Consider the following 22,974-nt stretch of genomic DNA (forward strand, 5'->3'; position numbering starts at 1 on the left):
ATGAGGCCAGTGCAGCCACCTCAAGACTTGGCGGGATGTTCCCGATGCATCTGTTCGAGCAACGCATCCTTGTCCTGCCACAGCTGGTTGATCCAGCCCTGGAACTCCAGGCGATACGCGCCGTCCTGGTCGTAGCTCTTGCCAACGAACTGCGGCGGGATCTTCAGTTCCTGGAAATGCACCACTACTTCGCCCATCTTGCCGCAGAGCAGATCCCAATACCCCGGACGACCGCCTGGGTAGTGAATAGTCACGTTGATGATCGACTCCAGTTGCTCACCCATGGCATCCAGCACGAACGCGATGCCGCCGGCCTTGGGCTTGAGCAGGTAGCGAAACGGTGACTGCTGCTGCGCATGCTTGCCTTCGGTGAAGCGGGTACCCTCGACGAAGTTGAAGATGCCCACCGGGTTGTGGCGAAACTTCGCGCAGGTCTTGCGGGTGGTTTCCAGGTCCTTGCCTTTCTTCTCCGGGTGCTTTTCCAGGTACGTCTTGGAGTAGCGTTTCATGAACGGAAAGCCCAGCGCCCACCAAGCGAGACCGATCACCGGCACCCAGATCAATTCCTGCTTGAGAAAGAACTTCAACGGACGCACGCGACGGTTCAGCACGTACTGCAACACCATGATGTCGACCCAGCTCTGGTGATTGCTGGTGATCAGGTACGAGTGCTGGTAGTCCAGGCCCTCCAGGCCACTGAGGTGCCAGCGGGTGCGGCGCACCAGGTTCATCCAGGCCTTGTTGTTGCTGATCCAGGCTTCGTGAATGTGGCTCATCAGCCAGTCAGTGAAGCGCTGAGCGGCAGGAAACGGCAGCAGCAACTTGAAAATCGCCACGACGAACAACGGTGTGCAACAGACGATCGTATTGAGGGCTAGCAGCAGCGAAGCGATCACACCGCGCACGGCGGCAGGCAGGAAATCCAGCATTTAAAGGTCCATGGGTCGGTTGGCGGCTTGGATCGCGGTCAGGGCGATGGTGTACACGATGTCGTCGACCTGGGCGCCGCGCGGCAAGTCGTTCACCGGTTTGCGCAGGCCTTGCAGCATCGGCCCGAGGCTGACGCAATCGGCGCTGCGCTGTACCGCCTTGTGGGTGGTGTTGCCGGTGTTCAGGTCCGGGAAAATGAACACAGTGGCACGGCCGGCCACCTGGCTATTGGGGGCCAGTTGCCGGGCGACGGTTTCGTTGGCCGCGGCATCGTATTGCAGCGGCCCGTCGATCAGCAGGCTGTGCTGCGCCTCGTGAGCCAGCAGGGTCGCCTCGCGGACTTTCTCCACTTCTTCGCCACTGGCCGACTCGCCGCTGGAATAACTGAGCATCGCCACTCGCGGGGTGATGCCGAACGCGGCGGCCGAGTCGGCGCTTTGCAGGGCGATCTCTGCCAGCTCCGCAGCGCTGGGGTGCGGGTTCATCACGCAGTCGCCGTAGACCAGCACTTCCTCGGGGAACAGCATGAAGAACACCGAGGACACCAGGGAGCAACCCGGTGCGGTCTTGATCAGTTGCAGGGCCGGGCGGATGGTGTTGGCGGTGGAGTGGATCACCCCGGAAACCAGCCCGTCCACTTCATCGAGCGCCAGCATCATGGTGCCGATGACCACGGTGTCTTCCAGTTGCTGCTCGGCCATCGGCGCGTTCAGGCTTTTGCTCTTGCGCAGTTTCACCATGGGCTCGACGTAACGCTCGCGGATCGTGTCCGGATCGAGAATTTCCAGCCCTGGCGGCAGTTCGATGCCCTGGGCCCGGGCTACCGCTTCGACGTCGGCCGGTTTGGCCAGGAGCACGCAGCGGGCGATGCCCCGGGCCTGGCAAATGGCGGCGGCCTGCACGGTCAAGGGTTCGCTGCCTTCGGGCAGCACGATGCGTTTGTTGGCGGCCTGGGCGCGCTGGATCAGTTGATAGCGGAAGACCGCCGGCGACAGGCGCATCTCCCGCGGCGTGCCGCAGCGTTGGTGCAGCCAGTTGGCGTCCAGGTGGCTGGCGACGAAGTCGGTGATGATTTCGGCGCGTTCGCGGTCATCGATCGGGATTTCCTTGTTCAGGCCGTTGAGCAGGTTGGCGGTGTCGTAGGAGCCGGTGCTCACCGAGAGCACCGGCAGTCCGGCCTGCAAGGCGCCTCGGCACAGATCCATGATGCGTGGGTCGGGCAGGGTGTCGCTGGTCAGGAGCAGGCCGGCCAACGGCACGCCATTGATCGCCGCCAGACTGACGGCGAGGATGATGTCGTCGCGATCGCCAGGCGTCACCACCAGCACGCCGGGCTTGAGCAGTTCCACGGTGTTGCGCATGGTGCGGGCGCAAATGATGATGGTACTCATGCGCCGGGTCTCGTAGTCCCCGGCATTGAGCACCTGCGCGCCCATCAGGTCGGCCACGTCACGGGTGCGCGGGGCGTTGAGCTCCGGGCGAAACGGGATGCAGCCCAGCAGCCGGAAGTCGCCGCTGCGCAACAAGGGCGAGTGCTCCTTGAGCCGTGCACTGAAGGCCTCGATGTTTTCGTCGGTGCGCACCTTGTTCAGGATCACCCCGAGAACTTTCGGGTCCTTCGGCCCGCCAAACAGTTGCGCCTGCAACTCCACGCGCCCGGAAAGCTCGGTCAGCACTTCGTTTTCCGGCGCCGAGACCAGGATCACCTCGGCGTCCAGGCTCTTGGCCAGGTGCAGGTTGACCCGGGCGGCGTAACTGGCGCTGCGGGTCGGTACCATGCCTTCGACGACCAGCACATCCTTGCCGATGGCGGCCTGCTGGTAGAGGGTGATGATTTCTTCCAGCAGTTCATCGAGCTGGCCATCGCCGAGCATGCGTTCGACATGGGCCAGGCCCAGCGGCTGCGGTGGCTTCAGGCCATGGGTGCGGGCCACCAGTTCGGTGGAGCGTTCCGGCCCGGTATCGCCAGGGTGGGGTTGGGCAATCGGTTTGAAAAAGCCGACTTTCAGCCCGGCCCGTTCCAGCGTACGCACCAGCCCGAGGCTGATGGAGGTCAGTCCCACTCCAAAATCGGTGGGCGCGATAAAAAAAGTTTGCATGCGGATTCCCTAAAGGTGCATGGCAAGGGCGAGGCCTATGTCTGGCCATCTGCCGTCAGATTCAGTCGCCAAGGTTATCGCTAACCGGGGTCTGTGCGCACCAGCCGCAACCGAAGCTCTGGCCTATTTTTTCAATACGTTGCGCCGGGTCCAGGACCCAGGCCCGTGACTGCCAGGGTGGCTGGTGACGCAGGTGCTGGGTATGGCCGCAGGACAGTTCGACCACCCAGTGGCCGTCCTCATCCTGGTGGAAACCGGTGACCGTCGATCGGTTCGAGCCAGCCCGTTTGTCCGGGTTCCGTTCGCTTTCGGGCAAATCCTTGTTTAGACTTGTCCGTTCTTCATTCTTATGCAAAAGGTCTCGCCCCATGCTGATCGCCGCCAATAAGGCTGTCTCCATCGACTATACCCTGACCAACGACGCTGGTGAGGTCATCGACAGCTCTGCCGGCGGCGCTCCGCTGGTCTACCTGCATGGCGCAGGCAACATCATCCCGGGCCTGGAAAAAGCCCTGGAAGGTAAAACCGCCGGTGACGAGCTGAGTGTTGCGGTTGAACCGGAAGACGCCTACGGTGAATACTCCGCCGAACTGGTCAGCACCCTGAGCCGCAGCATGTTCGAAGGCGTGGATGAGCTGGAAGTCGGCATGCAGTTCCACGCGTCGGCGCCCGATGGCCAGATGCAGATCGTGACCATCCGCGACCTGGAAGGCGACGATGTGACCGTTGACGGCAACCACCCGCTGGCCGGCCAGCGCCTGAACTTCAAGGTCAAGGTCGTCGACATTCGCGACGCCAGCCAGGAAGAAATCGCCCATGGTCACGTCCATGGCGAGGGTGGTCACCACCACTGATTTCTGCGCTACGCTCAGAGAACTGGAAAGGCGCCGTGAGGCGCCTTTTTTGGTCGGTTGCTGTTAGCATCGGCCGTGGCTGTTTCGAAAAGACCTGCAAACCTGGAGTTCGTCATGAGTGCTTTCCACGACCTTAAACTCAAAGCCCTGGATGGTCAGGAGCTTCCCCTGGCGCCGTTCAAGGGGCAAGTCGTGCTGGTGGTCAACGTCGCCTCCAAATGTGGCCTGACGCCGCAATACGCTGCGCTGGAAAACCTTTATCAACAGTTCAAGGACCGAGGCTTCAGCGTGCTGGGGCTGCCCTGCAACCAGTTTGCCGGTCAGGAACCGGGAACCGAGCAGCAGATCCAGGAGTTCTGCAGCCTCAACTATGGCGTCACGTTTCCCTTGTCCAGCAAGCTGGAAGTGAACGGTCCTGACCGCCATCAGTTGTATCGCCTGCTGGCGGGCGAGGGCGCTGAGTTTCCCGGGGACATTACCTGGAACTTCGAAAAATTCCTGCTCGGCAAGGACGGTCGCGTGCTGGCGCGTTTCTCGCCGCGTACGGCGCCGGATGATCCTGCGGTGATCCAGGCCATCGAAAAAGCGTTGGGCTGATTCCTGCGGTCAGGCAATCCCTACTGGGTCCAGGAGACATGCAGGCACCCTGAGGTGAGGGAGCTTGCTCCCGCTCGGTTGCGCAGCAACCGCAAAAAACTTGAGGCTGCTTCGCACCCCAGCGGGAGCAGCTCCCTCGCCACAGGTATGGCGGCGCGCAACTTTCCCATGCTGCTTTCTGATCCTTAATCACTCCAATCAATAGTGCTACCCAGCACTGCGCACGACACATATTATCCTCGTCATATCTGACCTGCGACCCTGTCCGTGGAGTGCCCCATGCCTGTAAAAGCCCTGTTCAAACCCTTTCATCTCGGCGCGCTCGAACTGCCGACCCGTGTCGTGATGGCGCCGATGACCCGTTCGTTTTCGCCGGGCGGCGTGCCGAACGCCAAGGTCGTGGAGTATTACCGTCGTCGCGCAGCGGCCGGGGTCGGTCTGATCGTCACCGAAGGCACGACCGTCGGGCACAAGGCTTCCAACGGTTATCCCAACGTGCCGCATTTTTACGGTGACGACGCGCTGGCCGGCTGGAAACAGGTGGTCGATGCGGTGCATGCCGAAGGCGGCAAGATCGTTCCGCAACTGTGGCATGTGGGCAGCGTGCGTCGCATCGGCACCGAGCCGGACGCCAGCGTGCCGGGCTTTGGCCCGTCGGAGAAGCTCAAGGATGGCCAGGTGGTGGTCCACGGCATGACCCAGGCCGACATCGACGACGTCATCGCCGCGTTCGCCCAGGCTGCCAAAGACGCCAAGCACATCGGCATGGACGGCGTGGAAATTCACGGCGCCCACGGTTACCTGATCGATCAGTTCTTCTGGGAAGGCAGCAACCAGCGCACGGACGGCTACGGCGGCAGCCTGGCCAATCGTTCGCGCTTCGCCATCGAGCTGATCCGTGCCGTGCGTGCGGCGGTGGGCGAAGGGTTCCCGATCATTTTCCGTTTCTCCCAATGGAAACAGCAGGACTACACCGCGCGTCTGGTCCAGACCCCTGAGGCCTTGGGCGAATTCCTCAAGCCGTTGTCCGAGGCCGGGGTGGATATTTTCCACTGTTCGACGCGGCGGTTCTGGGAGCCCGAGTTCGAAGGTTCCGAACTCAACCTGGCGGGCTGGACCCGCAAACTCACCGGCAAGCCCACCATTACGGTCGGTAGCGTCGGCCTGGATGGCGAGTTCCTGCAGTTCATGGTCAACACCGACAAAGTCGCCCAGCCGGCCAGCCTGGAGAAATTGCTGGAGCGCTTGAACAATGATGAGTTCGACCTGGTGGCGGTGGGGCGTGCGTTGCTGGTGGACCCGGACTGGGCGCAGAAGGTGCGCGACGGGCGCGAGCAGGAGATTCTGCCATTCAGCCGCGAGGCGTTGATGACGTTGGTTTGAGCGGCGCCTTGGCTGACGCTATCGCGAGCAGGCTCGCTCCCACATCGGTCCTCGGTGAGTATACGTTTTGTGTCCCGCCAAGCCTCCTGTGGGAGCGAGCCTGCTCGCGATGGCGGCCTCAGCATCATTGGGGATTCAGGGCATCGTCGGCGCAGCAGGTATCCCCTGTTCGCCGACGCAAGCCCCGCGCAACTGGGCCTCGAACTGCTCGATCACCGATGCCCAGCCCTGGCGGCTGGCATGCTGACGCGCATTGAGCCGCACGCAGCGCAGGTTCTCGCGAGCTTCCAATAGCCAACAGGCAGCCTCACAGAACGCCTCTTCATCCCCAGGCATCGCCAATACGCCGTTGTAGCCATGGCGAATGTGCTGCGCCGCCGCAGCCTGGTCGTAAGCCACCACGCCCAGCCCGGACGCCAGTGCTTCGAGCACGACATTGCCGAAGGTTTCGGTCAGGCTTGGAAAGATAAACACATCCCCGGACGCATAGTGGCTGGCCAGGGCCTCGCCTCGTTGCGAGCCGCAGAAGATCGCCTCGGGCAGTGCCTGTTCCAACGCCGAGCGCTGCGGGCCGTCGCCAACCACCACCAGTTTCATCCGACGCTCAGGGAACGTCTTGCACAGCGTGTCGAAACTGCGCTTGAGCAGGCCGAGGTTTTTCTCTGGTGCCAGGCGTCCGACATGGATCACGGCAATGTCGTCATCCCCAAGGCCCCAGGCCTGACGCAAGCAGGCCGAGCGCTTGACCGGATGGAACAACTGGCTGTCCACGCCTCGCGACAATAGCGCCACACGTTCGAACTGCCGTCGCTCCAGTTCCAGGCGCTGGCTGGGGCTGGGCACCAGGGTCAGGCTGGAGCGGTTGTGAAACCAGCGCAGGTAGTGGGTCAGTACGCGGCTCAACAAGCCGAGGCCGTACTGTCGGGTGTATTGCTGGAAATTTGTATGAAACCCACTGACCACCGCGATCCCCAGGCGCCGCGCCGCGCGCAGCGCGGATAAACCCAGCGGGCCTTCCGTGGCGATGTACAGCACATCCGGGCGATGACGTTTCCAACGCCGCATCAGCTTGTGCATCGACGACTGGCCCCACTGCAATCCCGGGTAACCCGGCAACGGCCAACCCCGACACAGCAGCAACTGCTCGTCACTGGTCCGGCGCTGATCCTCGGCCTGGCGCGGTCGGATCAGTTCCACCCGGTGTCCACGGGCACGCAGGCCTTCGTACAAGCGACCCAGGGTGTTGGCCACGCCATTGATTTCCGGCAGGAAGGTTTCGGTGACGAGCGTGATGTGCAGGTGTGTGGTCATGACCCCAGTGTCGACCGGGGCCATGTCGTCATTGTGACGCCCGTGTGATGGATTTGTGACCCGTCAGCCTCGCCGGGTCAGGGCCGTCTCGGCGCCTTGCTCGCGGACCCAGAACAGGGTCGCCCCGGCCACGGCCGCCGGCATCATCAGGATGTTCACCAGCGGGATCAGCAGCACCAGGTACACGCTGCCGCCAAAACCCAGGCTCTGCCAGCGCTTGTGCCGCAACCAGGCGAGCATTTCGTTCCAGCCCAGCTTGTGGTTGTCCGCCGGGTAGTCGATGTATTGGATCGCCATCATCCAGATGCCGAACAGCAGCCACAGCGGTGCTGCAACAACGTTGATCACCGGGATGAGCGACAGGACGAACAGGCCCAGGGCCCGCGGCAGGAAATAGCCGAGCTTGCGCGCCTCCCGAGCGAAGGTCCGGGGGACCATGGCAACCAATTCGCTCCAGCTGAAAGCGGGAAAGTCGTCGGTGCCACGGATGACCACCTCGACTTTCTCCGCAAGAAAGCCGTTGAAGGGCGCGGCGATGATGTTGGCGAGCATCGTGAACGTGAAAAACACCATCAGCACCACCAACACCACGAACAGCGGCCAGAGGATATAGCTGAGAAAGCTCAGCCAGTCAGGCAGCGTTGGCATCAGCGTATCGACCCACAGGCTGAACTGGTGGCCGGCCAGGTAGATCAGGCCGACGAAGAGCACCAGGTTGATCGCCAGCGGCAGGAGTACGAACAGGCGCAGGCCCGGGCTCAGGACCAGCTTGAGGCCTTCTCGCAGGTATTGCGGGCCGGACAGAACGGGGGCGGGCATAACGGGCTCCGAGCGAAGGTGAACGCGCCGACCTTACCGGCTTTGCTGTGCGCGGGAAAGCGTCGACACGGCATGTAACAACGTTTCCCGAGGCGATCGCAGCTATTGGAGGGGCCAAGGCGGATAGAGCTCACCTATGAGCTGGATTGTTAAACCGTATTTCCTTAATCTTCCCTCCCTCGATACGCTGCACCCATTCTTTTTCAGGACTGTCGAACCAAAGCCTTCCCCAAGTGCATCCACAGTCCTTTTTTACTTGCGCCGTTCACCCGGCGTTCCGGTCCGCAAGGTCCGGTCAACAGGAGCAGGTCATGTCTGAAGTCCGTCATTCGCGAGTGATTATCCTCGGTTCCGGCCCTGCCGGTTACAGTGCCGCGGTCTATGCGGCCCGTGCCAACCTCAAGCCGCTGCTGATCACCGGCATGCAGGCCGGCGGTCAATTGACCACCACCACCGAAGTCGACAACTGGCCGGGCGATGTCCATGGCCTGACCGGTCCGGCCTTGATGGAGCGCATGAAAGAGCACGCCGAGCGCTTCGAGACCGAAATCGTCTTCGATCACATCAATGCCGTGGATTTCGCTGCCAAGCCGTACACCCTGACCGGTGACAGCGCCACCTACACTTGCGACGCGCTGATCATTGCCACTGGCGCCAGCGCCCGTTACCTGGGCCTGCCGTCGGAAGAGGCCTTCATGGGCAAAGGCGTGTCTGCCTGCGCCACTTGCGACGGTTTCTTCTACCGCAACAAGCCAGTGGCCGTGGTCGGTGGTGGTAACACCGCTGTCGAGGAAGCCCTGTACCTGGCCAACATCGCCAGCACGGTCACGCTGATCCACCGTCGCGAAACCTTCCGCGCCGAGAAGATCCTGATCGACAAGCTCAACGCCCGTGTCGCCGAAGGCAAGATCATCCTCAAGCTCAACGCGACCCTGGACGAAGTGCTGGGCGACAACATGGGCGTGACCGGTGCCCGCCTGAAAAACAACGACGGCAGTTTCGACGAGATCAAGGTCGACGGCGTGTTCATCGCCATCGGCCATACCCCGAACACTTCGTTGTTCGAAGGTCAGCTGGAGCTCAAGGACGGTTACCTGGTGGTCAAGGGCGGCCGTGACGGTAACGCCACCGCCACCAGCGTCGAAGGCATCTTCGCCGCCGGCGACGTGGCCGACCACGTCTACCGCCAGGCCATCACCTCGGCCGGTGCCGGCTGCATGGCGGCCCTGGACACCGAGCGCTACCTGGACGGCTTGCAGAACGCTTCGTTCTGATTCGCCAGGCATGAAAAAACCGGCTTCGGCCGGTTTTTTCATGCCTGTCACAAGATCAGCGGCTGGACCCTGAGCCCTGTGGGTCAGACGCAGTGCATTTCAGACCAGCCTCGCCAAGCACGCCTCCAGAATATCCAACCCCTCTTCCAGCACCGCCGCTTCGGTGGTCAGCGGCGCCAGCAGGCGGATGATGTGCCGCGATTTTCCACTGGGCATCAGCAACAACCCGGCTTCCCGGGCAAGCGCCAGCAGTTGGGTCAATTGGGCTGCGGCCGGCGTGCCGTCGGCGTGGGCCAGTTCGAGGCCGCGCATGGCGCCGACACCGGTAAGGCGGCCCAGGTAGGGCGTCAGTCCACGGCTGCGCCAGGACTCATAACGGCTGACAATCGCTTCTTCCTGTTGCGTGCCCCAGGCCTTGAGGTTGGTGTCGCTCATCTCGTCCAGCGTCGCCAATGCAGCGGCGCAGGCGATGGGATTGCCCGAGTAGGTGCCGCCCAACCCACCCTTGGGCAAGTTGTCCAGCAACGCCTTGCGCCCGACCACCGCGCCGAGGGGCACGCCGCCGGCGATGCTCTTGCCCAGCAAAATCAAATCCGGCTCGATGCCCAGTCGCGCGAATGCAAAGCGCTGGCCGGTACGGCCGAAACCGGACTGGATTTCATCGATGATCAGCACGATGCCTTTTTCGTTGCAGAACTGCCGCAGGGCCTGGGCGAAGGAGATATCCAACGCCAGGAAACCGGCTTCGCCCTGTACCGGTTCGACGATGAAGCAGGCCACGTCATTCACGTCGATCTCCACGCTGAACAGCCGCTCCATGGCCTTGAGCGCCTCGGCGCAGCTGATGCCGTTGTCCTTGCTGGGATAGGGCAGGTGATAGACCGGCCCGGGCAGGACGCCGATTTTCTGTTTGTAGGGCGCGACTTTGCCGTTGAGATTCAGGGTCGCCAGGGTGCGGCCGTGAAAGGCACCGTCAAAGGCAATGACTGCCGTGCGGTCGGTAGCGCCACGGACGATCTTCAAGGCGTTTTCTGCCGCCTCGGCGCCGCTGTTGGTGAGCATGCCGCTGACCGGGTAGTCCACCGGAATAAACGCCGCCAGGCGCTCCATCAGTTCAATGTAGGGTACATGGGGTGCGGCGTTGAACGCATAATGGGTCAGCCGCGTTGCCTGTTCGCGGATCGCCTCGACGATGCGTGCATGACAATGCCCCAGGTTCAACACACCGATGCCGCCCACGAAATCGATGTAGCGTTTGCCGTCGGTATCCCAGACTTCGGCATTCTTACCGTGGCTGAGGCTGACGGGATGAACGATGGAAATCGACTGACTGATGGTTTCACTGCTCATGGATTGCGGCTCGCAGGGGAAGAAGGGCACGCCTTATTCAAGCGGCGAGCGCAGGGAGCGACAAACGAAATAAAGTTGCCGGGTCAATCTTAAAAGTCGGGTTGTGGGAAACGTAAGCCCAGCGACGGCTCTTTGTGGCGAGGGAGCTTGCTCCCGCTCCAGTGCGAAGCACTGGCTGGGATGGGGCGGGGGGGCTTGCGTTGTGAGTGCTGCGCACTCAAGCGGGAGCAAGCTCCCTCGCCACAAAAGCCGGCCCTGTCACAAAACAGGGCGCGCCGCAAAAAGTGGATCAACGCCGCCGTAACGGCTGCTCATCGAACTTGACGCCCGCCAGCCCATGGGCCATCAGTGCGCGGATGTTGCCATGATCCGTGCCCTCGGGAGTCGCCAGCACCGAACGGTAGTGTTCACCAAACGCCAGCAATGCTTCTTCATCGCTCAAGCCCTCAAGCAGCGCCAGGCCCAAGGTCTTGCACGAGCCTTCGTTCTGGCCGGCTGCGTTGTGCACGTCGCCGTTGCTGAATGCCTGGGGCTGATAAGCGTAGCCGTCGGCGATAAAAGCCAGGGTCTGGGCGAAGGCATGCTCGCCGCTCTTGAGGTTCTTGCGGAAGGTGTTCAGGTCAGGCATCGGGTTTTCCTTTGGCGAACGCCGCTTGCTGCTCGGCGCTGGCTTCTTTCTGGTATTGGGCTTTCCATTCGGCGTACGGCATGCCGTAGACCACTTCGCGGGCGTCGTCGAGGCTGACCTCGATCTGGCGTTCGTCGGCGGCGGCCTTGTACCACTTGGACAGGCAGTTACGGCAGAAACCGGCAAGGTTCATCAGGTCGATGTTCTGCACATCCTTGCGACTGTCCAGGTGGGCCACCAACCGGCGGAAGGCGGCGGCTTCGAGTTCGAGGCGTTGTTGATCGTTCATGGTGGTCTCTGCGAGACAGCTCCAAGCGGCAAGCTTCAAGCTGCAAGATGGATTGAGGTAGCCAAGCTTACCGCTTGTGGCTTGCAGCTTGAAGCGGCTACGAAGTAGCCCTGCTTGCCGCTAAAGTAATCGACACCGACTCGGCGAATCGCAGGGCGTGGGGCTTGTCGACCTCGACCTCGGCATACAGCACCGACTCGTTCGCCATGACCAGATCCAGCAACTCCTGGGTCAGACGTTCGAGCAGGGCGAAGCGGTTGCCTTCCACGTGGGCGATGATCGCCTTGGTGATGGTGCGGTAGTTCAGCGCGTGGTCGATGTCGTTGTCGCGTACCGCCTCCTGGGCGGCATAGAGGATGGTCAGGTTGATCAGCACATCCTGCTTGTTGAGGATTTCATCCTCGTTGATGCCGATGAAGGTGCGCAGGCGCAGGTCCTTGACCTTGATGCGTGCCATGGCTGGCTGTAGTTGTGGCATTTATTTGCTCCGTCGGATCAATTGCACGAACTCCTGGCGGCGGGTGCTGGGCTCGCGCAAGGCGCCCAGTAACACCAAAGTGTTCATGGTCGAGTTCTGTTTTTCGACACTGCGCATCATCATGCACCTGTGCCGGGCCTCGCTCACCACCGCCACGCCGGCGGCCGTGGTGTCGAGCAACCCTTCGCGCCGAGGCCGATGAGGACCCGGCGGTAATGCCGGGGCAAGGATAGCGTCATGGTGCCCCCCCAAGACAAGGCTATTTGACGTGCCGCCCGCCATTGACGGTCAGGGTCGTGCCGGTGACATAGGGGTTATCCAGCAAATAACGCAGGCCCTGGTAGATCACGTCGCTACCGGGCTCGATGCCCAGCGCGGATTTGGCCAGGGCCTTGGCACGGTACGCCGCGTCGTCGTCGGGATTGAACAATAGCAGGGCGGGGGCGATGCCGTTGACCTTGATGGCCGGCGCGTACTTCGCTGCGAATGACAGGGTCAGGCTTTCGAGGCCGGCCTTGGTGGCGCAATAGGCGATGTGCCGGCTGCTGCCCTTGCGCGTCACGTCATCGCTGATGTGCACGATATCCGCCGGCGTCGAGCGCTGCAGCAGCTCGGCGCAATGCAGGTTGATCAGGTAAGGCGCCAGCATGTGCACGCCGAACATGGCCTTGAAGGCTGCCGCTTCGTCTCCCGGGCTTTCCGGCAGCCAGGCCGAGGCGTTGTGCACGATGGCCCGCAGTCGGTCGGTGTGCTGCTTGAGCTGTTCGATGAATACCAGGATCCCCGCTTCGCTGGAGAAGTCGGCAAACAGTAGGGTCGCCCCCAGGTCGCGCAGGGTCTGCACGCCCGCACGTTCGGTGCGATAGGTCGCGATCACCGGCTGTCCGGCTTCCAGCAAGCGTTGGGCGCAGTGCAGGCCGACGCGCTGGGCAGCGCCGGTGATCAGGATAGGTGCGATGGCGCTGGGCATGGGCAGGCTCGGTTCACGGCAAGGGCAAAACTATAACAGCGGCGTGCGATTGCGACGAATCCGTGGGACGCACATCTGTCTGCGGATACCTCTGAAGTTCGGCATTGCGCGTTAAACAACAAAACCGCGCCTCAATAGCGTTTGTTCTTGTAATAACGTGTCCGAGTGGAGTTAACTGGGATCCAATCTATTCGCCGGAATTGTCTGCAAATGACAGCAATCACAGACGATAGCTTTGTTTTCCAGGCATCAGGTGCGCTGAAAGGGGAAGATCTGTTTCCCATTCGCGAAGTGGCGCGCTTGACTGGTGTGAATCCCGTGACCCTGCGTGCCTGGGAGCGGCGCTATGGGTTGATCCAGCCCACCCGTACCGAAAGTGGCCACCGGTTATATTCCCTGGGCGATATCGAGCGGGTGCGCAGCATCCTGGGCTGGATCGAGCGCGGTGTGGCGGTGAGCAAAGTGGGCAAGATCCTGGCGAAGACCGAGTCGATCCAGCCGGTCTCCCCGCTGATTTCATCCGACCTGGTCAAGGCCGATTATATGCAGTGGCAACGCCAGGTGGCCGCTGCGGTCGGGGATTTCGACGATGTGGAGCTCGATCGTGTCTACGGGCAGATCTTTTCCACCTATGCCGTCTCGATCGTGTTCCAGGAAATCCTGATGCCGCTCTGGCGCCAATTGCTGCTGCGCCAGCAGGAATTCGGGCAGACCAGCGAGTGGGTGTTCCTCGATGGTTTCCTGCGCTCGCGTATCATCCAGAGGCTGCTGCTCAAGCGCGAAGGTCGTGAACGGCGGGTCCTGGTGTGTGCCATTGCCGGTCATTGTCGTGAGTTGGACCTGCTGGTCACCGCTCTGTATCTGTCCAAGGCGGAGGTGGGCGTCAGGGTGCTGACGGTGGGATTGCCGTTCGATGAACTGGCCCTGGTGTGCCAGAAGATCCAGCCATTGGCGCTGGTGCTGGTGTCCAACCATGCACCTGTCCCGGACTTACCCAAACGCTTGCGTAAGCTGGCGATGAGCCTGGATTGTCCATTGATGCTGGCCGGCGATGCATCCGATCTGGCGCAGGACAGCCTCGCAGGCTCGTCGGTCGGGTGCCTGGGCAACGAGGGTAACGTGATGCGCCAACGCTTGCGCCAGCTATTGGCAGGGACTCTGGATACGTGATGGGCCGGCAGCGCAAGCGCCGCACTAGATGTGCATGGCCGGGTGCGTCAGGCGATGTTGTTGCAGGATGTACTGGCGCAGGCGTTCGGTCTCATCCTCGTCGTTCTGGCTCAAGTGATAGGCAAGCAGGCCCCGGGCGGTTTCCCGCTCGAAAGTGCCCCGCAAGGAAATCCGTTCGTAGCCTGACGGGCTGAACCACAGGGCGAATTGCTTCGGTGGCTTGGCGCGACTGCGGTTTTGCAACAGAACGCCTTTGCACGACACTTCATGCACCCAGAGAGGTCCCGGCTGGCCTTTGATATTTTCCAGGGCGACCGCTTCTTCGAGCACCAGGCGCCAAGGGCGGATCCTGGGACCGTCCTCATAGATACTCGGCACACCCAGGCGCAGGTGCATCGCATGGAACTCGTCCTGCACCAGATGTAACGGAAAGGTCATCCGCTGGTTTTCGAAATTGGCTTGCAATGTGACCTGCTCGTTGGCGGCCAAGCGTGTCAGCAGGTCGCGGATCTGCGATCCACCATTGACCAGCAGGCTGGAGGTGACATCCCGCTCGTTCAACTGCGGGTTGTGCTGCATGGTCCGGATGAAGTCCAGCTCATCCTGGGTCAGAAGGGCATCGCGCGGCATGATGTGCTCGGATTGATGTTTCTTTTCGCTGGTGATTACAGAGAGTGACCGTTAATTCACCGATTTGTTTTCGCCGTTCGTCGCTTCAAGCCGAGCGATGGTTTCCCGTGCCTCGGCCAATTCCCGTTCCAACTGGACAACACGCTGCTGAGCCCTGACCTGGGCCGTCACGTCTTTTTGCACACCGACGAAATACGTGTGTCCGTCAGCCTCGTTTTTCACCGTGGTCAACGACAGTTCATTCCAGAACGACGTGCCGTCCTTGCGATAGTTGCGCAGCACTTCCCGACAGGCACCGCCTTCCTTCAACGTCCGGCGGATGTGCTCCAGAGCGGGTTGGTCGCGGTCACCCGATTGCAGGAAACGGCAATCCTGATACAGGATTTCGTCCCGGCTGTAGCCGGTCAACCGTTCGAAGGCCGGATTCGCGTAGATCAGGATGTTGTCCTCATCGCCTTCTTTTTCGGCGATGACAATCCCATCGTTCGAAGCATTGATGACCAGCTGCATCAGTTGCGCGTTGATCATGGGGAAACCCTCGGACGTCCTTGTTAGAGCAGGCATTCTAGAACAAATCGACAGGCTGTCCACTTGCCATTATCGCTTGATGAGAGCGATTCGCAGCCTGGCCGGTGCAACTGTTACTATCCGGCTCTTTATCAGGTTCAGGAACAGACAAATGAAAGTCGCCATTCTTTCCGGCTCGGTATACGGCACCGCCGAAGAAGTCGCCCGGCACGCCGCCAGGCTGCTGGACGCGGCAGGCTTCGAAACCTGGTACGATCCGCGTGCCACGCTGGCGCAGATCCAGGCATTTGCTCCCCAGGCATTGTTGGCGGTGACCTCTACCACCGGCATGGGTGAGTTGCCGGATAACCTGATGCCGTTGTATTCGACCCTGCGCGATCAACTGCCGGCGGCGTTTCGCGGCTTGTCCGGCGCGGTCATCGGCCTGGGCGATGCCAGTTACGGGGATACCTTCTGCGGCGGGGGCGAGCAGATGCGCGAGCTGTTCGCCGAACTGGGCGTGCGCGAGGTGTTGCCAATGCTGCGCCTGGATGCCAGTGAAAGCGTTACGCCGGAAACCGACGCCGAGCCTTGGCTCGCTGAGCTGATCGAAGCGTTGCGTGCCTGAAGCGCTGCGATGACCCGCACGGCCAGTAAGCTGGCTGCCAATGCAACTATCGCCTCTGCGCGAGCTGACTAGACTGATTTTCCTGGGAGTAGAAATTTTGCCCGCCGGATTTACCTGAACATAATAAGAGCAGAGGTCATAGCCGTGAGCGTAGCGCCCCTCCAGACGACACCCAGCATCAAGGAACAGGTCAGTGCGGCCGAATGGCAAACCCGGGTGGACCTTGCCGCCTGTTATCGGCTCGTCGCGCTGCATGGCTGGGATGACCTGATCTTCACTCATATTTCCGCGAAAGTCCCCGGGACCGAAGACTTCCTGATCAACCCGTTCGGGTTGATGTTTCATGAAATCACGGCTTCGAGCCTGGTCAAGGTCGACCAGGTCGGCAACAAGCTGATGGACAGCCCCTACGAGATCAACCCGGCCGGCTATACCATCCACAGCGCGGTGCATGAGGTGCGCCATGATGTGGCGTGTGTGCTACACACCCACACCGCTGCCGGCGTTGCGGTATCGGCGCAGAAACAGGGCGTTTTGCCGATCAGCCAGCAATCGCTGTTCGTGCTGTCCAGCCTGGCCTACCACGCCTACGAAGGGGTGGCCTTGAATCACGAGGAAAAAGCCCGTTTGCAGGCGGACCTGGGCGACAGCAACTTCCTGATGTTGCATAACCACGGTTTGCTGACCTGCGGCGGCACCATCGCCGATACCTTTCTGATGATGTTCACTTTCCAGCGTGCCTGTGACATCCAGGTGCTGGCGCAGAACGGCGGTGCCGAGTTGATCGCCATCGAGCCGCAGATCCTGGCCGGTGCCCGGGCGATGATCGCCGGAGTGACCAAAAGTGCCCAAGGCATGGGCGGCGCGTTGGCCTGGCCGGCGTTGCTGCGCAAGCTCGACCAGCAGGACTCGGGGTACAGAAGCTGATGCCCCTGGCCCAGATTCCCCTGCGTATCTGGCGCCAGCGCAGCCAGACCTTCATCTTCCGCGGCCACGCCATCCGCTATTGGGTCGCAGGCCAGGGCGAGCCGCTGCTGCTGATCCACGGTTTTCCCACCGCCAGTTGGGACTGGCATTACCTGTGGCAGCCGTTGGCGCAGCGCTATCGGGTGATTGCCTGTGACATGCTGGGTTTCGGCGACTCGGCCAAACCCAGGGAACATGTGTACAGCCTGCTGGAGCAGGCGGATCTGCAACAGGCCCTGTTGGCGCACCTGGATGTAAAACCGGCGGTGCATCTGCTGGCCCACGACTATGGCGACAGCGTGGCCCAGGAGTTGCTCGCGCGGCACTATGAAGCGCGCGTCGAGCTGGCCAGTTGTGTGTTCCTCAATGGCGGGCTGTTTCCGGAAACCCACCGCCCGGTGCTCGCCCAGAAACTATTACTCAGTCCCCTGGGCTGGCTGCTGGGACGGGCGTTCTCCCGCGTCAGCCTGGCAAAGAGCTTCCGGCAGATTTTCGGCCCCGCCAGCGGTCCCAGCGAAAGCGTCCTGGACGACTTCTGGAGCCTGATAGAAGTCAACCAGGGGCCGCGGATCATGCACAAACTGATCGGCTACATCCCCGAGCGACGGGTGCAACGCGATCGCTGGGTCCAGGCCATGCAGCGCGGCGAAGTGCCGTTGCGGGTGATCGACGGCGCGGTCGATCCGATATCCGGTGAACACATGGTGGCGCGCTATGAGTCGTTGATTCCCAATCCCGACACAGTGCTGTTACCGAATGTCGGGCACTATCCACACACCGAAGCGCCGGTCCAGGTACTCAAGCATTACCTGGCGTTTCGCGAGGCCATTACGCCGCGGTGCAGGAAGGTGGCGTGTTCCTGATCAATCAGCTTGCTCGCGAAAATCTATGTCGATAGATATACCGCTATCGCGAGCGGGCTCGCTCCCACAGTTTTGACAGCGACATCCCCGATCCTATGCCGCCCACCGACCCTGTGGGAGCGAGCCTGCTCGCGATAGCCGTAACGCGGTCCAACACCGTTGCCTCACATCCGGTAGCGCATCATCCCCCCACCTTATCGCCCACCATTCACTGGCTACCGTATTGATTGTGACCGACCGACAGGTGCCGGACACTCGGGCTCATTGTCCTATCGGCCTGCTGGAGTCCTGCCATGAATGAGTCTGTGCGCTTCGAAGATAAAGTCGTCATTGTCACAGGGGCCGGTGGCGGCCTGGGGCGTGCCCATGCGTTGTTGTTCGCCAGGCACGGCGCGAAAGTGCTGGTCAACGACCTGGGCGGGTCCGCCCAGGGGGAGGGCGCCAACGCTTCGGCAGCGGACCGCGTGGTGGCTGAAATCCGCGAGGCCGGCGGCATTGCCGAGGCCAACCACGACTCGGTCACCGATGGCGACAAGCTGGTACAGAACGCACTCGACGCGTTTGGCCGGGTCGACGTAGTGGTCAACAACGCCGGGATTCTGCGGGACAAGACTTTCCACAAAATGGACGATGCCGATTGGGACCTGGTCTACCGGGTCCACGTCGAGGGCGCCTACAAAGTCACCCGCGCCGCGTGGCCGCACCTGCGTGAGCAAAACTACGGGCGGGTGATCTTCACCGCTTCCACCTCGGGTATCTACGGCAACTTCGGCCAGTCCAACTACGGCATGGCCAAGCTCAGCCTGTATGGCCTGACCCGCACCCTGGCCATCGAAGGCCGCAAGAACAACATCCTGGTCAACGCCATCGCCCCCACCGGCGGCACGCGCATGACCGAAGGCCTGATCCCGCCGCAAGTGTTCGAGCAACTCAAGCCCGAACTCGTCAGCCCCTTGGTGGTGTACCTGGCGAGCGAAACCTGCCAGGAAACCTCCGGCCTGTTCGAAGTGGGCGGTGGCTGGATGGGCAAGGTGCGTTGGGAACGCAGCCTGGGCGCCGGCTTCGATCCGCGCAAAGGATTTTCGCCTGAAGACGTCGCCGCCCATTGGCAGCGGATCTGCGACTTCGAGGATGCGGTTCATCCGAATGACAACCTTGAGGCGCTGAAGGAAATGATGGCGAATCTGCAGCGCTACGCCGTTTAGCCTCACCACTTCGATTCATTGCCGCTCCACGGCGGCAACCTGCCCTTGGTTGTCCGAGGCGTGCGTGATCATCACCTTCAGCCCCCGCGAAAAACACCCTGCATAAAAAAGGCCGCTGCAACAAAGCAGCGGCCTAAGCATGACGTTGGAAAGGAGCTACAAATCAACGTCGGTGTGCACGGGCTGATGGACCGATACGCCAATCCATCCGAATGACGGTACGCCAGGCATGAGGGATGCCGTGGCGGCTTGTGCTTGCAGGCCCGTTGTCCTGAAAGCCCGGCCAGCATAGGGTTTGAGCGCCGCTGGAAACAGCCCGGTTCCGGACATGCACTGTTGCAGTGCGCGCAACAGTCGATCAAAAGGGTCGGGCATGGATTGCACTGATGACCCATCATCCAGTCCATCCATGCCTGGCGCAAAGGCCCGGCCCGCCTGGGCAGTCATCCTTTCGGGGGACAATGCGAATACCTCCTTGGTGCGCTTATCGCCCCTGGCTTGCGGCAGTAGGGTGAAGCCTCTGTCACTCACCGGGGAAGACGCATGACAACAATAACAATGCGCGCCATCTTCAAGCCGCAGGCGCTGGCCGCCGCGGTGGCCTTGGGTTGCTGTGCCCAGGCGCAGGCGGTTTCATTCAACATTGGCGAAATTGAAGGTCAGTTCGACTCTTCGTTGTCCGTGGGCGCGAGCTGGGGCATGCGCAATGCGGACAACGACCTCGTCGGCACTGTCAACGGCGGCAGGGGGCAATCCTCCACCGGTGACGATGGACGATTGAACTTCAAGAAGGGCGAGACCTTCTCGAAAATCTTCAAGGGCCTGCACGATCTCGAACTCAAGTATGGCGACACCGGTGTGTTCGTCCGTGGCAAGTACTGGTATGACTTCGAGCTCAAGGACGAAAACCGCGAGTTCAAGGACATCAGCGACAGCAACCGCAAGGAGGGCGCGAAGTCTTCGGGCGCGCAGATCCTCGACGCGTTCGTCTATCACAACTACTCCATTGCTGACCTGCCGGGCACGGTGCGTGCCGGTAAGCAGGTGGTCAGCTGGGGCGAAAGCACGTTCATCGGCAACTCCATCAACAGCATCAACCCGGTGGACGTCTCTGCGTTCCGCCGCCCGGGTGCGGAGATCAAGGAAGGCCTGATTCCGGTGAACATGCTGTTCGCCTCCCAAGGCCTGACCGACAAGCTCACCGTCGAAGGTTTCTACCAGTTGGAGTGGGACCAGACGGTGGTCGACAACTGCGGCACGTTTTTCGGCAACGACGTGGTGGCCGACGGTTGCACCAGTGGCTACACCGTGGGCAGCCCGGCGATTGCGCCATTCGTGCCGTTGACCCGGTTGTTCGGCCAGGGCATCAATGTGTCGAGGGAAGGGGTGATCATTCCCCGTGGCGGCGACCGTGACGCCCGCGACTCCGGGCAATGGGGCACGGCGTTGCGTTGGCTCGGCGATGACACCGAGTACGGCCTGTACTTCATGAATTACCACAGCCGCACGCCGACGGTAGGCACCACCACGGCGGGCCTTTCCACGCTGGCGGCACTGCCGGGAATGGTCTCGATTGCCAACGGCCTGGCGCCTGGCAGCGGCGCCGGCCTGGCCCAGAGCGTCATGCTGGGGCGCGGTCAGTATTACCTCGAATACCCGGAAGACATCCGCCTGTACGGCGCCAGCTTCTCCACCACGCTGCCTACCGGCACCGCATGGACCGGGGAAATCAGCTACCGTCCCAATGCACCGGTGCAGCTCAACACCAACGACCTGACGCTGGCGCTGGTCAACCCGATTGCCGGCGGCGCGGCCTCGCCTATCGCCACTCGGCCGGGTGCGGATAACACCGGTTATCGGCGCAAGGAAGTGACCCAGGTCCAGAGCACCCTGACGCACTTTTTCGACCAGGTGCTGGGGGCTGACCGCCTGACAGTGGTGGGCGAGGCGGCGGTGGTGCATGTCGGCGGGCTGGAGTCCAAGGACACACTGCGCTATGGCCGTGATTCGGTCTACGGCCAATATGGTTTTGGCGGGGATACCGATGGTTTCGTCACGTCGACCTCATGGGGCTATCGCGCCCGGGCGATCCTCGACTACTCCAACGTGATTGGCGGCGTGAACTTCAAGCCCAATGTGTCCTGGTCACACGACGTGGCCGGCTACGGCCCCAACGGTTTGTTCAACGAAGGTGCCAAGGCCATCAGCGTCGGCCTCGATGCCGACTATCGCAACACCTACACCGCCAGCCTGAGCTACACCGACTTTTTTGGCGGCGATTACAACGTTCTCGAAGACCGCGATTTCCTCGCGCTGAGCTTCGGCGTGAACTTCTGATCTGGCTGACAAGGAAAACCCAATGCGCAAGATGATCCTGCAATGCGGTGCCCTGGCTCTGAGCCTGTTGGCCGCGAACGTGATGGCGGCGGTGTCGCCCGACGAAGCGAACAAACTGGGCACCAGCCTGACACCCCTGGGCGCGGAAAAGGCCGGTAACGCCGACGGCTCGATCCCGGCCTGGACCGGTGGCATCCCGAAAAACGCCGGTGCGGTAGACAGCAAGGGCTTTCTGGCCGACCCGTTCGCCAATGAAAAGCCGCTGTTCACCATTACCGCGGCAACCGTGGACAAGTACAAGGACAAGCTGTCCGAAGGCCAGGTGGCGATGTTCAAGCGCTACCCGGAAACCTACAAGATCCCGGTCTACCCGACTCACCGCAGCGTGGGCCTGCCACCGGAAATCTACGAGTCGGCCAAGCGCAGCGCGCTCAATGTCAACGCGATCAACGACGGCAATGGCCTGGCCAATTTCACCGGCAACCGCTACTACGCGTTCCCGATTCCCAAGAACGGCGTGGAAGTGCTGTGGAACCACATCACCCGTTATCACGGCGGCAACCTGCGCCGCATCATCACCCAGGCAACGCCGCAAACCAACGGCAGCTTCACGCCGATCCGCTTCGAAGAAGAAATCGCCGTGCCGTTCCTGATCAAGGACGCCGACCCGGAAAAGGCCAGCAACGTACTGACCTATTTCAAGCAGGAGGTCACCGCCCCGGCGCGCCTGGCCGGTAACGTGCTGCTGGTGCACGAGACCCTCGACCAGGTGAAGGAGCCGCGCCTGGCGTGGATCTACAACGCCGGCCAACGCCGGGTCCGTCGGGCCCCGCAAGTGGCTTACGACGGCCCGGGCACTGCCGCCGACGGCTTGCGCACATCCGACAACTTCGACCTGTTTTCCGGCGCGCCGGACCGCTACGACTGGAAGCTGATCGGCAAGAAGGAAATGTACATCCCCTACAACAGCTACAAGCTCGACTCGCCGAGCCTCAAGTATGACGACGTGATCAAGGCCGGCCATATCAACCAGGACCTGACCCGCTATGAGTTGCACCGGGTCTGGGAAGTGGTCGGCACGGTCAAGCCCAGCGAACGGCACATCTACGCCAAGCGCCACATGTACATCGATGAGGACAGCTGGCAGGCGGCACTGGTGGACCACTACGACGGTCGCGGCCAATTGTGGCGCGTGGCCGAAGGGCATGCGCAGTTCTATTACGACCATCAGAACCCGGGCTACACCCTCGAAGCGCTCTACGACATCATCGCCGGTCGCTACATTGCGCTGGGGATGAAGAACGAAGAGAAACACGCCTACGAGTACGGCTTCGAGGCCAGGGCGGCCGACTACACACCGGCGGCGTTGCGCTCCACGGGGGTGCGTTGATTTGCATGATCTGATTGCAGATGCGTGTGAATGAAGGGGATCGCTTTTGTGGCGAGGGAGCTTGCTCCCGCTGGGGCGCGCAGCGCCCCCGAACCAGGCACCAGGGTTTATCAGGCCCGAACCAGGTGGGGCTGCTGCGCAGCCCAGCGGGAGCAAGCTCTCTCTCCAAGGGATTGCGTCAAATTCATGAACGACCGGCAGCCGCATCTGCCGGTCGTTTTTTTATGGCTTGCAATCAGCGCGCTGAATACTTCTCCAAAGGTCTGCGACACAGGACTAGGGTGATGACACAACAA

23 protein-coding genes and 1 pseudogene are annotated in these 22,974 nt (G+C 61.7%); 11 read left to right on the plus strand and 13 right to left on the minus strand.

Annotated features, from left to right (window positions below; all coding sequences use genetic code 11):
* Positions 1 to 20: 20 nt before the first annotated feature.
* From ACLEJQ_RS08130 to ACLEJQ_RS08140, 3 genes are all read right to left on the minus strand, one after another.
* Entirely contained in the window at positions 21 to 929 is a 909-nt protein-coding gene (locus tag ACLEJQ_RS08130) for an acyltransferase (protein WP_440793821.1), read from the minus strand.
* Positions 930 to 3,029, minus strand: a complete 2,100-nt coding sequence (gene pta, locus ACLEJQ_RS08135; protein WP_440793823.1) for a phosphate acetyltransferase — start codon at positions 3,027 to 3,029, stop codon at positions 930 to 932.
* A gap of 61 nt (positions 3,030 to 3,090) precedes the next feature.
* On the minus strand, positions 3,091 to 3,429 hold the full coding sequence (locus ACLEJQ_RS08140; RefSeq protein WP_440793825.1) for a DUF3565 domain-containing protein: 339 nt from the start codon (positions 3,427 to 3,429) through the stop codon (positions 3,091 to 3,093).
* Between ACLEJQ_RS08140 and ACLEJQ_RS08145 the strand changes: the two genes are divergently transcribed.
* The 3 genes from ACLEJQ_RS08145 to ACLEJQ_RS08155 all read left to right on the plus strand — a co-directional run bounded on the left by ACLEJQ_RS08145 (position 3,398) and on the right by ACLEJQ_RS08155 (position 5,863).
* Positions 3,398 to 3,883 (plus strand): FKBP-type peptidyl-prolyl cis-trans isomerase, encoded by a 486-nt coding sequence (locus ACLEJQ_RS08145; protein ID WP_440793827.1) that lies wholly within the window; start codon positions 3,398 to 3,400, stop codon positions 3,881 to 3,883. The genes ACLEJQ_RS08140 and ACLEJQ_RS08145 overlap by 32 nt on opposite strands.
* 114 nt (positions 3,884 to 3,997) lie before the next feature.
* The gene (locus ACLEJQ_RS08150; protein WP_440793829.1) at positions 3,998 to 4,480 is read left to right on the plus strand and encodes a glutathione peroxidase; all 483 of its coding nucleotides are present in this window, start codon (positions 3,998 to 4,000) and stop codon (positions 4,478 to 4,480) included.
* Between the two features lie 279 nt (positions 4,481 to 4,759).
* The gene (locus ACLEJQ_RS08155) at positions 4,760 to 5,863 is read left to right on the plus strand and encodes an NADH:flavin oxidoreductase (protein ID WP_440793830.1); all 1,104 of its coding nucleotides are present in this window, start codon (positions 4,760 to 4,762) and stop codon (positions 5,861 to 5,863) included.
* Positions 5,864 to 5,998: 135 nt separating this feature from the next.
* On the opposite strand, the gene ACLEJQ_RS08160 is transcribed toward ACLEJQ_RS08155, so the two are convergent.
* Both ACLEJQ_RS08160 and cysZ read right to left on the minus strand, forming a co-directional pair.
* A complete protein-coding gene (locus ACLEJQ_RS08160) occupies positions 5,999 to 7,198 on the minus strand; it encodes a glycosyltransferase family 4 protein (RefSeq protein ID WP_440793832.1) in 1,200 nt (399 codons plus the stop codon).
* 39 nt (positions 7,199 to 7,237) lie between these two features.
* Positions 7,238 to 7,993, minus strand: coding sequence for a sulfate transporter CysZ (cysZ, locus tag ACLEJQ_RS08165; protein WP_440793834.1), 756 nt, complete (start codon positions 7,991 to 7,993; stop codon positions 7,238 to 7,240).
* A 311-nt stretch (positions 7,994 to 8,304) separates the two neighbouring features.
* Between cysZ and trxB the strand changes: the two genes are divergently transcribed.
* Positions 8,305 to 9,267 (plus strand): thioredoxin-disulfide reductase, encoded by a 963-nt coding sequence (gene trxB / locus ACLEJQ_RS08170; RefSeq protein WP_003205459.1) that lies wholly within the window; start codon positions 8,305 to 8,307, stop codon positions 9,265 to 9,267.
* Between the two features lie 99 nt (positions 9,268 to 9,366).
* Here trxB and ACLEJQ_RS08175 read toward each other — a convergent pair whose 3' ends face one another.
* From ACLEJQ_RS08175 to folM, 6 genes and pseudogenes are all read right to left on the minus strand, one after another.
* A complete protein-coding gene (locus ACLEJQ_RS08175; RefSeq protein ID WP_440793836.1) occupies positions 9,367 to 10,617 on the minus strand; it encodes a 2-aminoadipate transaminase in 1,251 nt (416 codons plus the stop codon).
* Between the two features lie 289 nt (positions 10,618 to 10,906).
* Positions 10,907 to 11,245 carry a HopJ type III effector protein gene (locus ACLEJQ_RS08180; RefSeq protein ID WP_440793838.1) on the minus strand — a complete coding sequence of 113 codons (339 nt, stop codon included), beginning with the start codon at positions 11,243 to 11,245 and terminating at the stop codon, positions 10,907 to 10,909.
* The gene (locus tag ACLEJQ_RS08185) at positions 11,238 to 11,534 is read right to left on the minus strand and encodes a DUF1244 domain-containing protein (RefSeq protein ID WP_063324421.1); all 297 of its coding nucleotides are present in this window, start codon (positions 11,532 to 11,534) and stop codon (positions 11,238 to 11,240) included. The genes ACLEJQ_RS08180 and ACLEJQ_RS08185 overlap by 8 nt, the downstream gene beginning before the upstream one ends.
* A 97-nt stretch (positions 11,535 to 11,631) precedes the next feature.
* Entirely contained in the window at positions 11,632 to 12,012 is a 381-nt protein-coding gene (gene folX / locus ACLEJQ_RS08190) for a dihydroneopterin triphosphate 2'-epimerase (protein WP_025211888.1), read from the minus strand.
* Positions 12,013 to 12,183: pseudogene (locus ACLEJQ_RS08195) on the minus strand (GTP cyclohydrolase I); the annotation flags it as partial.
* An 88-nt stretch (positions 12,184 to 12,271) separates the two neighbouring features.
* Positions 12,272 to 12,982, minus strand: coding sequence for a dihydromonapterin reductase (folM, locus tag ACLEJQ_RS08200; RefSeq protein WP_440793841.1), 711 nt, complete (start codon positions 12,980 to 12,982; stop codon positions 12,272 to 12,274).
* 210 nt (positions 12,983 to 13,192) lie between these two features.
* On the opposite strand from folM, the gene ACLEJQ_RS08205 reads away from it, so the two are divergent.
* On the plus strand, positions 13,193 to 14,152 hold the full coding sequence (locus ACLEJQ_RS08205) for a MerR family transcriptional regulator (RefSeq protein WP_440793843.1): 960 nt from the start codon (positions 13,193 to 13,195) through the stop codon (positions 14,150 to 14,152).
* A 24-nt stretch (positions 14,153 to 14,176) separates the two neighbouring features.
* On the opposite strand, the gene ACLEJQ_RS08210 is transcribed toward ACLEJQ_RS08205, so the two are convergent.
* Both ACLEJQ_RS08210 and ACLEJQ_RS08215 read right to left on the minus strand, forming a co-directional pair.
* Positions 14,177 to 14,782 carry a hypothetical protein gene (locus ACLEJQ_RS08210; protein ID WP_440793845.1) on the minus strand — a complete coding sequence of 202 codons (606 nt, stop codon included), beginning with the start codon at positions 14,780 to 14,782 and terminating at the stop codon, positions 14,177 to 14,179.
* Positions 14,783 to 14,833: 51 nt separating this feature from the next.
* Entirely contained in the window at positions 14,834 to 15,310 is a 477-nt protein-coding gene (locus tag ACLEJQ_RS08215; RefSeq protein WP_440793846.1) for a PAS domain-containing protein, read from the minus strand.
* A gap of 151 nt (positions 15,311 to 15,461) precedes the next feature.
* On the opposite strand from ACLEJQ_RS08215, the gene ACLEJQ_RS08220 reads away from it, so the two are divergent.
* The 6 genes from ACLEJQ_RS08220 to ACLEJQ_RS08245 all read left to right on the plus strand — a co-directional run bounded on the left by ACLEJQ_RS08220 (position 15,462) and on the right by ACLEJQ_RS08245 (position 22,678).
* Positions 15,462 to 15,917 carry a flavodoxin gene (locus ACLEJQ_RS08220; protein ID WP_440793848.1) on the plus strand — a complete coding sequence of 152 codons (456 nt, stop codon included), beginning with the start codon at positions 15,462 to 15,464 and terminating at the stop codon, positions 15,915 to 15,917.
* A gap of 144 nt (positions 15,918 to 16,061) precedes the next feature.
* Positions 16,062 to 16,844, plus strand: coding sequence for a class II aldolase/adducin family protein (locus ACLEJQ_RS08225; protein WP_440793849.1), 783 nt, complete (start codon positions 16,062 to 16,064; stop codon positions 16,842 to 16,844).
* A complete protein-coding gene (locus ACLEJQ_RS08230; protein ID WP_440793851.1) occupies positions 16,844 to 17,746 on the plus strand; it encodes an alpha/beta fold hydrolase in 903 nt (300 codons plus the stop codon). Before ACLEJQ_RS08225 ends, ACLEJQ_RS08230 begins: the two co-directional genes overlap by 1 nt.
* A gap of 293 nt (positions 17,747 to 18,039) precedes the next feature.
* On the plus strand, positions 18,040 to 18,951 hold the full coding sequence (locus ACLEJQ_RS08235) for an SDR family oxidoreductase (protein ID WP_440793853.1): 912 nt from the start codon (positions 18,040 to 18,042) through the stop codon (positions 18,949 to 18,951).
* A gap of 543 nt (positions 18,952 to 19,494) precedes the next feature.
* Positions 19,495 to 21,288 carry a DUF1302 domain-containing protein gene (locus ACLEJQ_RS08240; protein WP_440793855.1) on the plus strand — a complete coding sequence of 598 codons (1,794 nt, stop codon included), beginning with the start codon at positions 19,495 to 19,497 and terminating at the stop codon, positions 21,286 to 21,288.
* 22 nt (positions 21,289 to 21,310) lie between these two features.
* On the plus strand, positions 21,311 to 22,678 hold the full coding sequence (locus ACLEJQ_RS08245) for a DUF1329 domain-containing protein (protein WP_440793857.1): 1,368 nt from the start codon (positions 21,311 to 21,313) through the stop codon (positions 22,676 to 22,678).
* The last annotated feature ends 296 nt before the right edge of the window (positions 22,679 to 22,974 follow it).

It is taken from the genome of Pseudomonas sp. SMV71 (genome assembly GCF_052042015.1).
Lineage (GTDB): Bacteria > Pseudomonadota > Gammaproteobacteria > Pseudomonadales > Pseudomonadaceae > Aquipseudomonas.

Coding starts and splice junctions, on each gene's coding strand:
- ACLEJQ_RS08130 (WP_440793821.1), bottom strand. CDS start 929: ATGCTGGATTTCCTGCCTGCCGCCGTGCGCGGTGTGATCGCTTCGCTG.
- pta (WP_440793823.1), bottom strand. CDS start 3,029: ATGCAAACTTTTTTTATCGCGCCCACCGATTTTGGAGTGGGACTGACC.
- ACLEJQ_RS08145 (WP_440793827.1), top strand. CDS start 3,398: ATGCTGATCGCCGCCAATAAGGCTGTCTCCATCGACTATACCCTGACC.
- ACLEJQ_RS08140 (WP_440793825.1), bottom strand. CDS start 3,429: ATGGAGACAGCCTTATTGGCGGCGATCAGCATGGGGCGAGACCTTTTG.
- ACLEJQ_RS08150 (WP_440793829.1), top strand. CDS start 3,998: ATGAGTGCTTTCCACGACCTTAAACTCAAAGCCCTGGATGGTCAGGAG.
- ACLEJQ_RS08155 (WP_440793830.1), top strand. CDS start 4,760: ATGCCTGTAAAAGCCCTGTTCAAACCCTTTCATCTCGGCGCGCTCGAA.
- ACLEJQ_RS08160 (WP_440793832.1), bottom strand. CDS start 7,198: ATGGCCCCGGTCGACACTGGGGTCATGACCACACACCTGCACATCACG.
- cysZ (WP_440793834.1), bottom strand. CDS start 7,993: ATGCCCGCCCCCGTTCTGTCCGGCCCGCAATACCTGCGAGAAGGCCTC.
- trxB (WP_003205459.1), top strand. CDS start 8,305: ATGTCTGAAGTCCGTCATTCGCGAGTGATTATCCTCGGTTCCGGCCCT.
- ACLEJQ_RS08175 (WP_440793836.1), bottom strand. CDS start 10,617: ATGAGCAGTGAAACCATCAGTCAGTCGATTTCCATCGTTCATCCCGTC.
- ACLEJQ_RS08180 (WP_440793838.1), bottom strand. CDS start 11,245: ATGCCTGACCTGAACACCTTCCGCAAGAACCTCAAGAGCGGCGAGCAT.
- ACLEJQ_RS08185 (WP_063324421.1), bottom strand. CDS start 11,534: ATGAACGATCAACAACGCCTCGAACTCGAAGCCGCCGCCTTCCGCCGG.
- folX (WP_025211888.1), bottom strand. CDS start 12,012: ATGCCACAACTACAGCCAGCCATGGCACGCATCAAGGTCAAGGACCTG.
- folM (WP_440793841.1), bottom strand. CDS start 12,982: ATGCCCAGCGCCATCGCACCTATCCTGATCACCGGCGCTGCCCAGCGC.
- ACLEJQ_RS08205 (WP_440793843.1), top strand. CDS start 13,193: ATGACAGCAATCACAGACGATAGCTTTGTTTTCCAGGCATCAGGTGCG.
- ACLEJQ_RS08210 (WP_440793845.1), bottom strand. CDS start 14,782: ATGCCGCGCGATGCCCTTCTGACCCAGGATGAGCTGGACTTCATCCGG.
- ACLEJQ_RS08215 (WP_440793846.1), bottom strand. CDS start 15,310: ATGATCAACGCGCAACTGATGCAGCTGGTCATCAATGCTTCGAACGAT.
- ACLEJQ_RS08220 (WP_440793848.1), top strand. CDS start 15,462: ATGAAAGTCGCCATTCTTTCCGGCTCGGTATACGGCACCGCCGAAGAA.
- ACLEJQ_RS08230 (WP_440793851.1), top strand. CDS start 16,844: ATGCCCCTGGCCCAGATTCCCCTGCGTATCTGGCGCCAGCGCAGCCAG.
- ACLEJQ_RS08235 (WP_440793853.1), top strand. CDS start 18,040: ATGAATGAGTCTGTGCGCTTCGAAGATAAAGTCGTCATTGTCACAGGG.
- ACLEJQ_RS08240 (WP_440793855.1), top strand. CDS start 19,495: ATGACAACAATAACAATGCGCGCCATCTTCAAGCCGCAGGCGCTGGCC.
- ACLEJQ_RS08245 (WP_440793857.1), top strand. CDS start 21,311: ATGCGCAAGATGATCCTGCAATGCGGTGCCCTGGCTCTGAGCCTGTTG.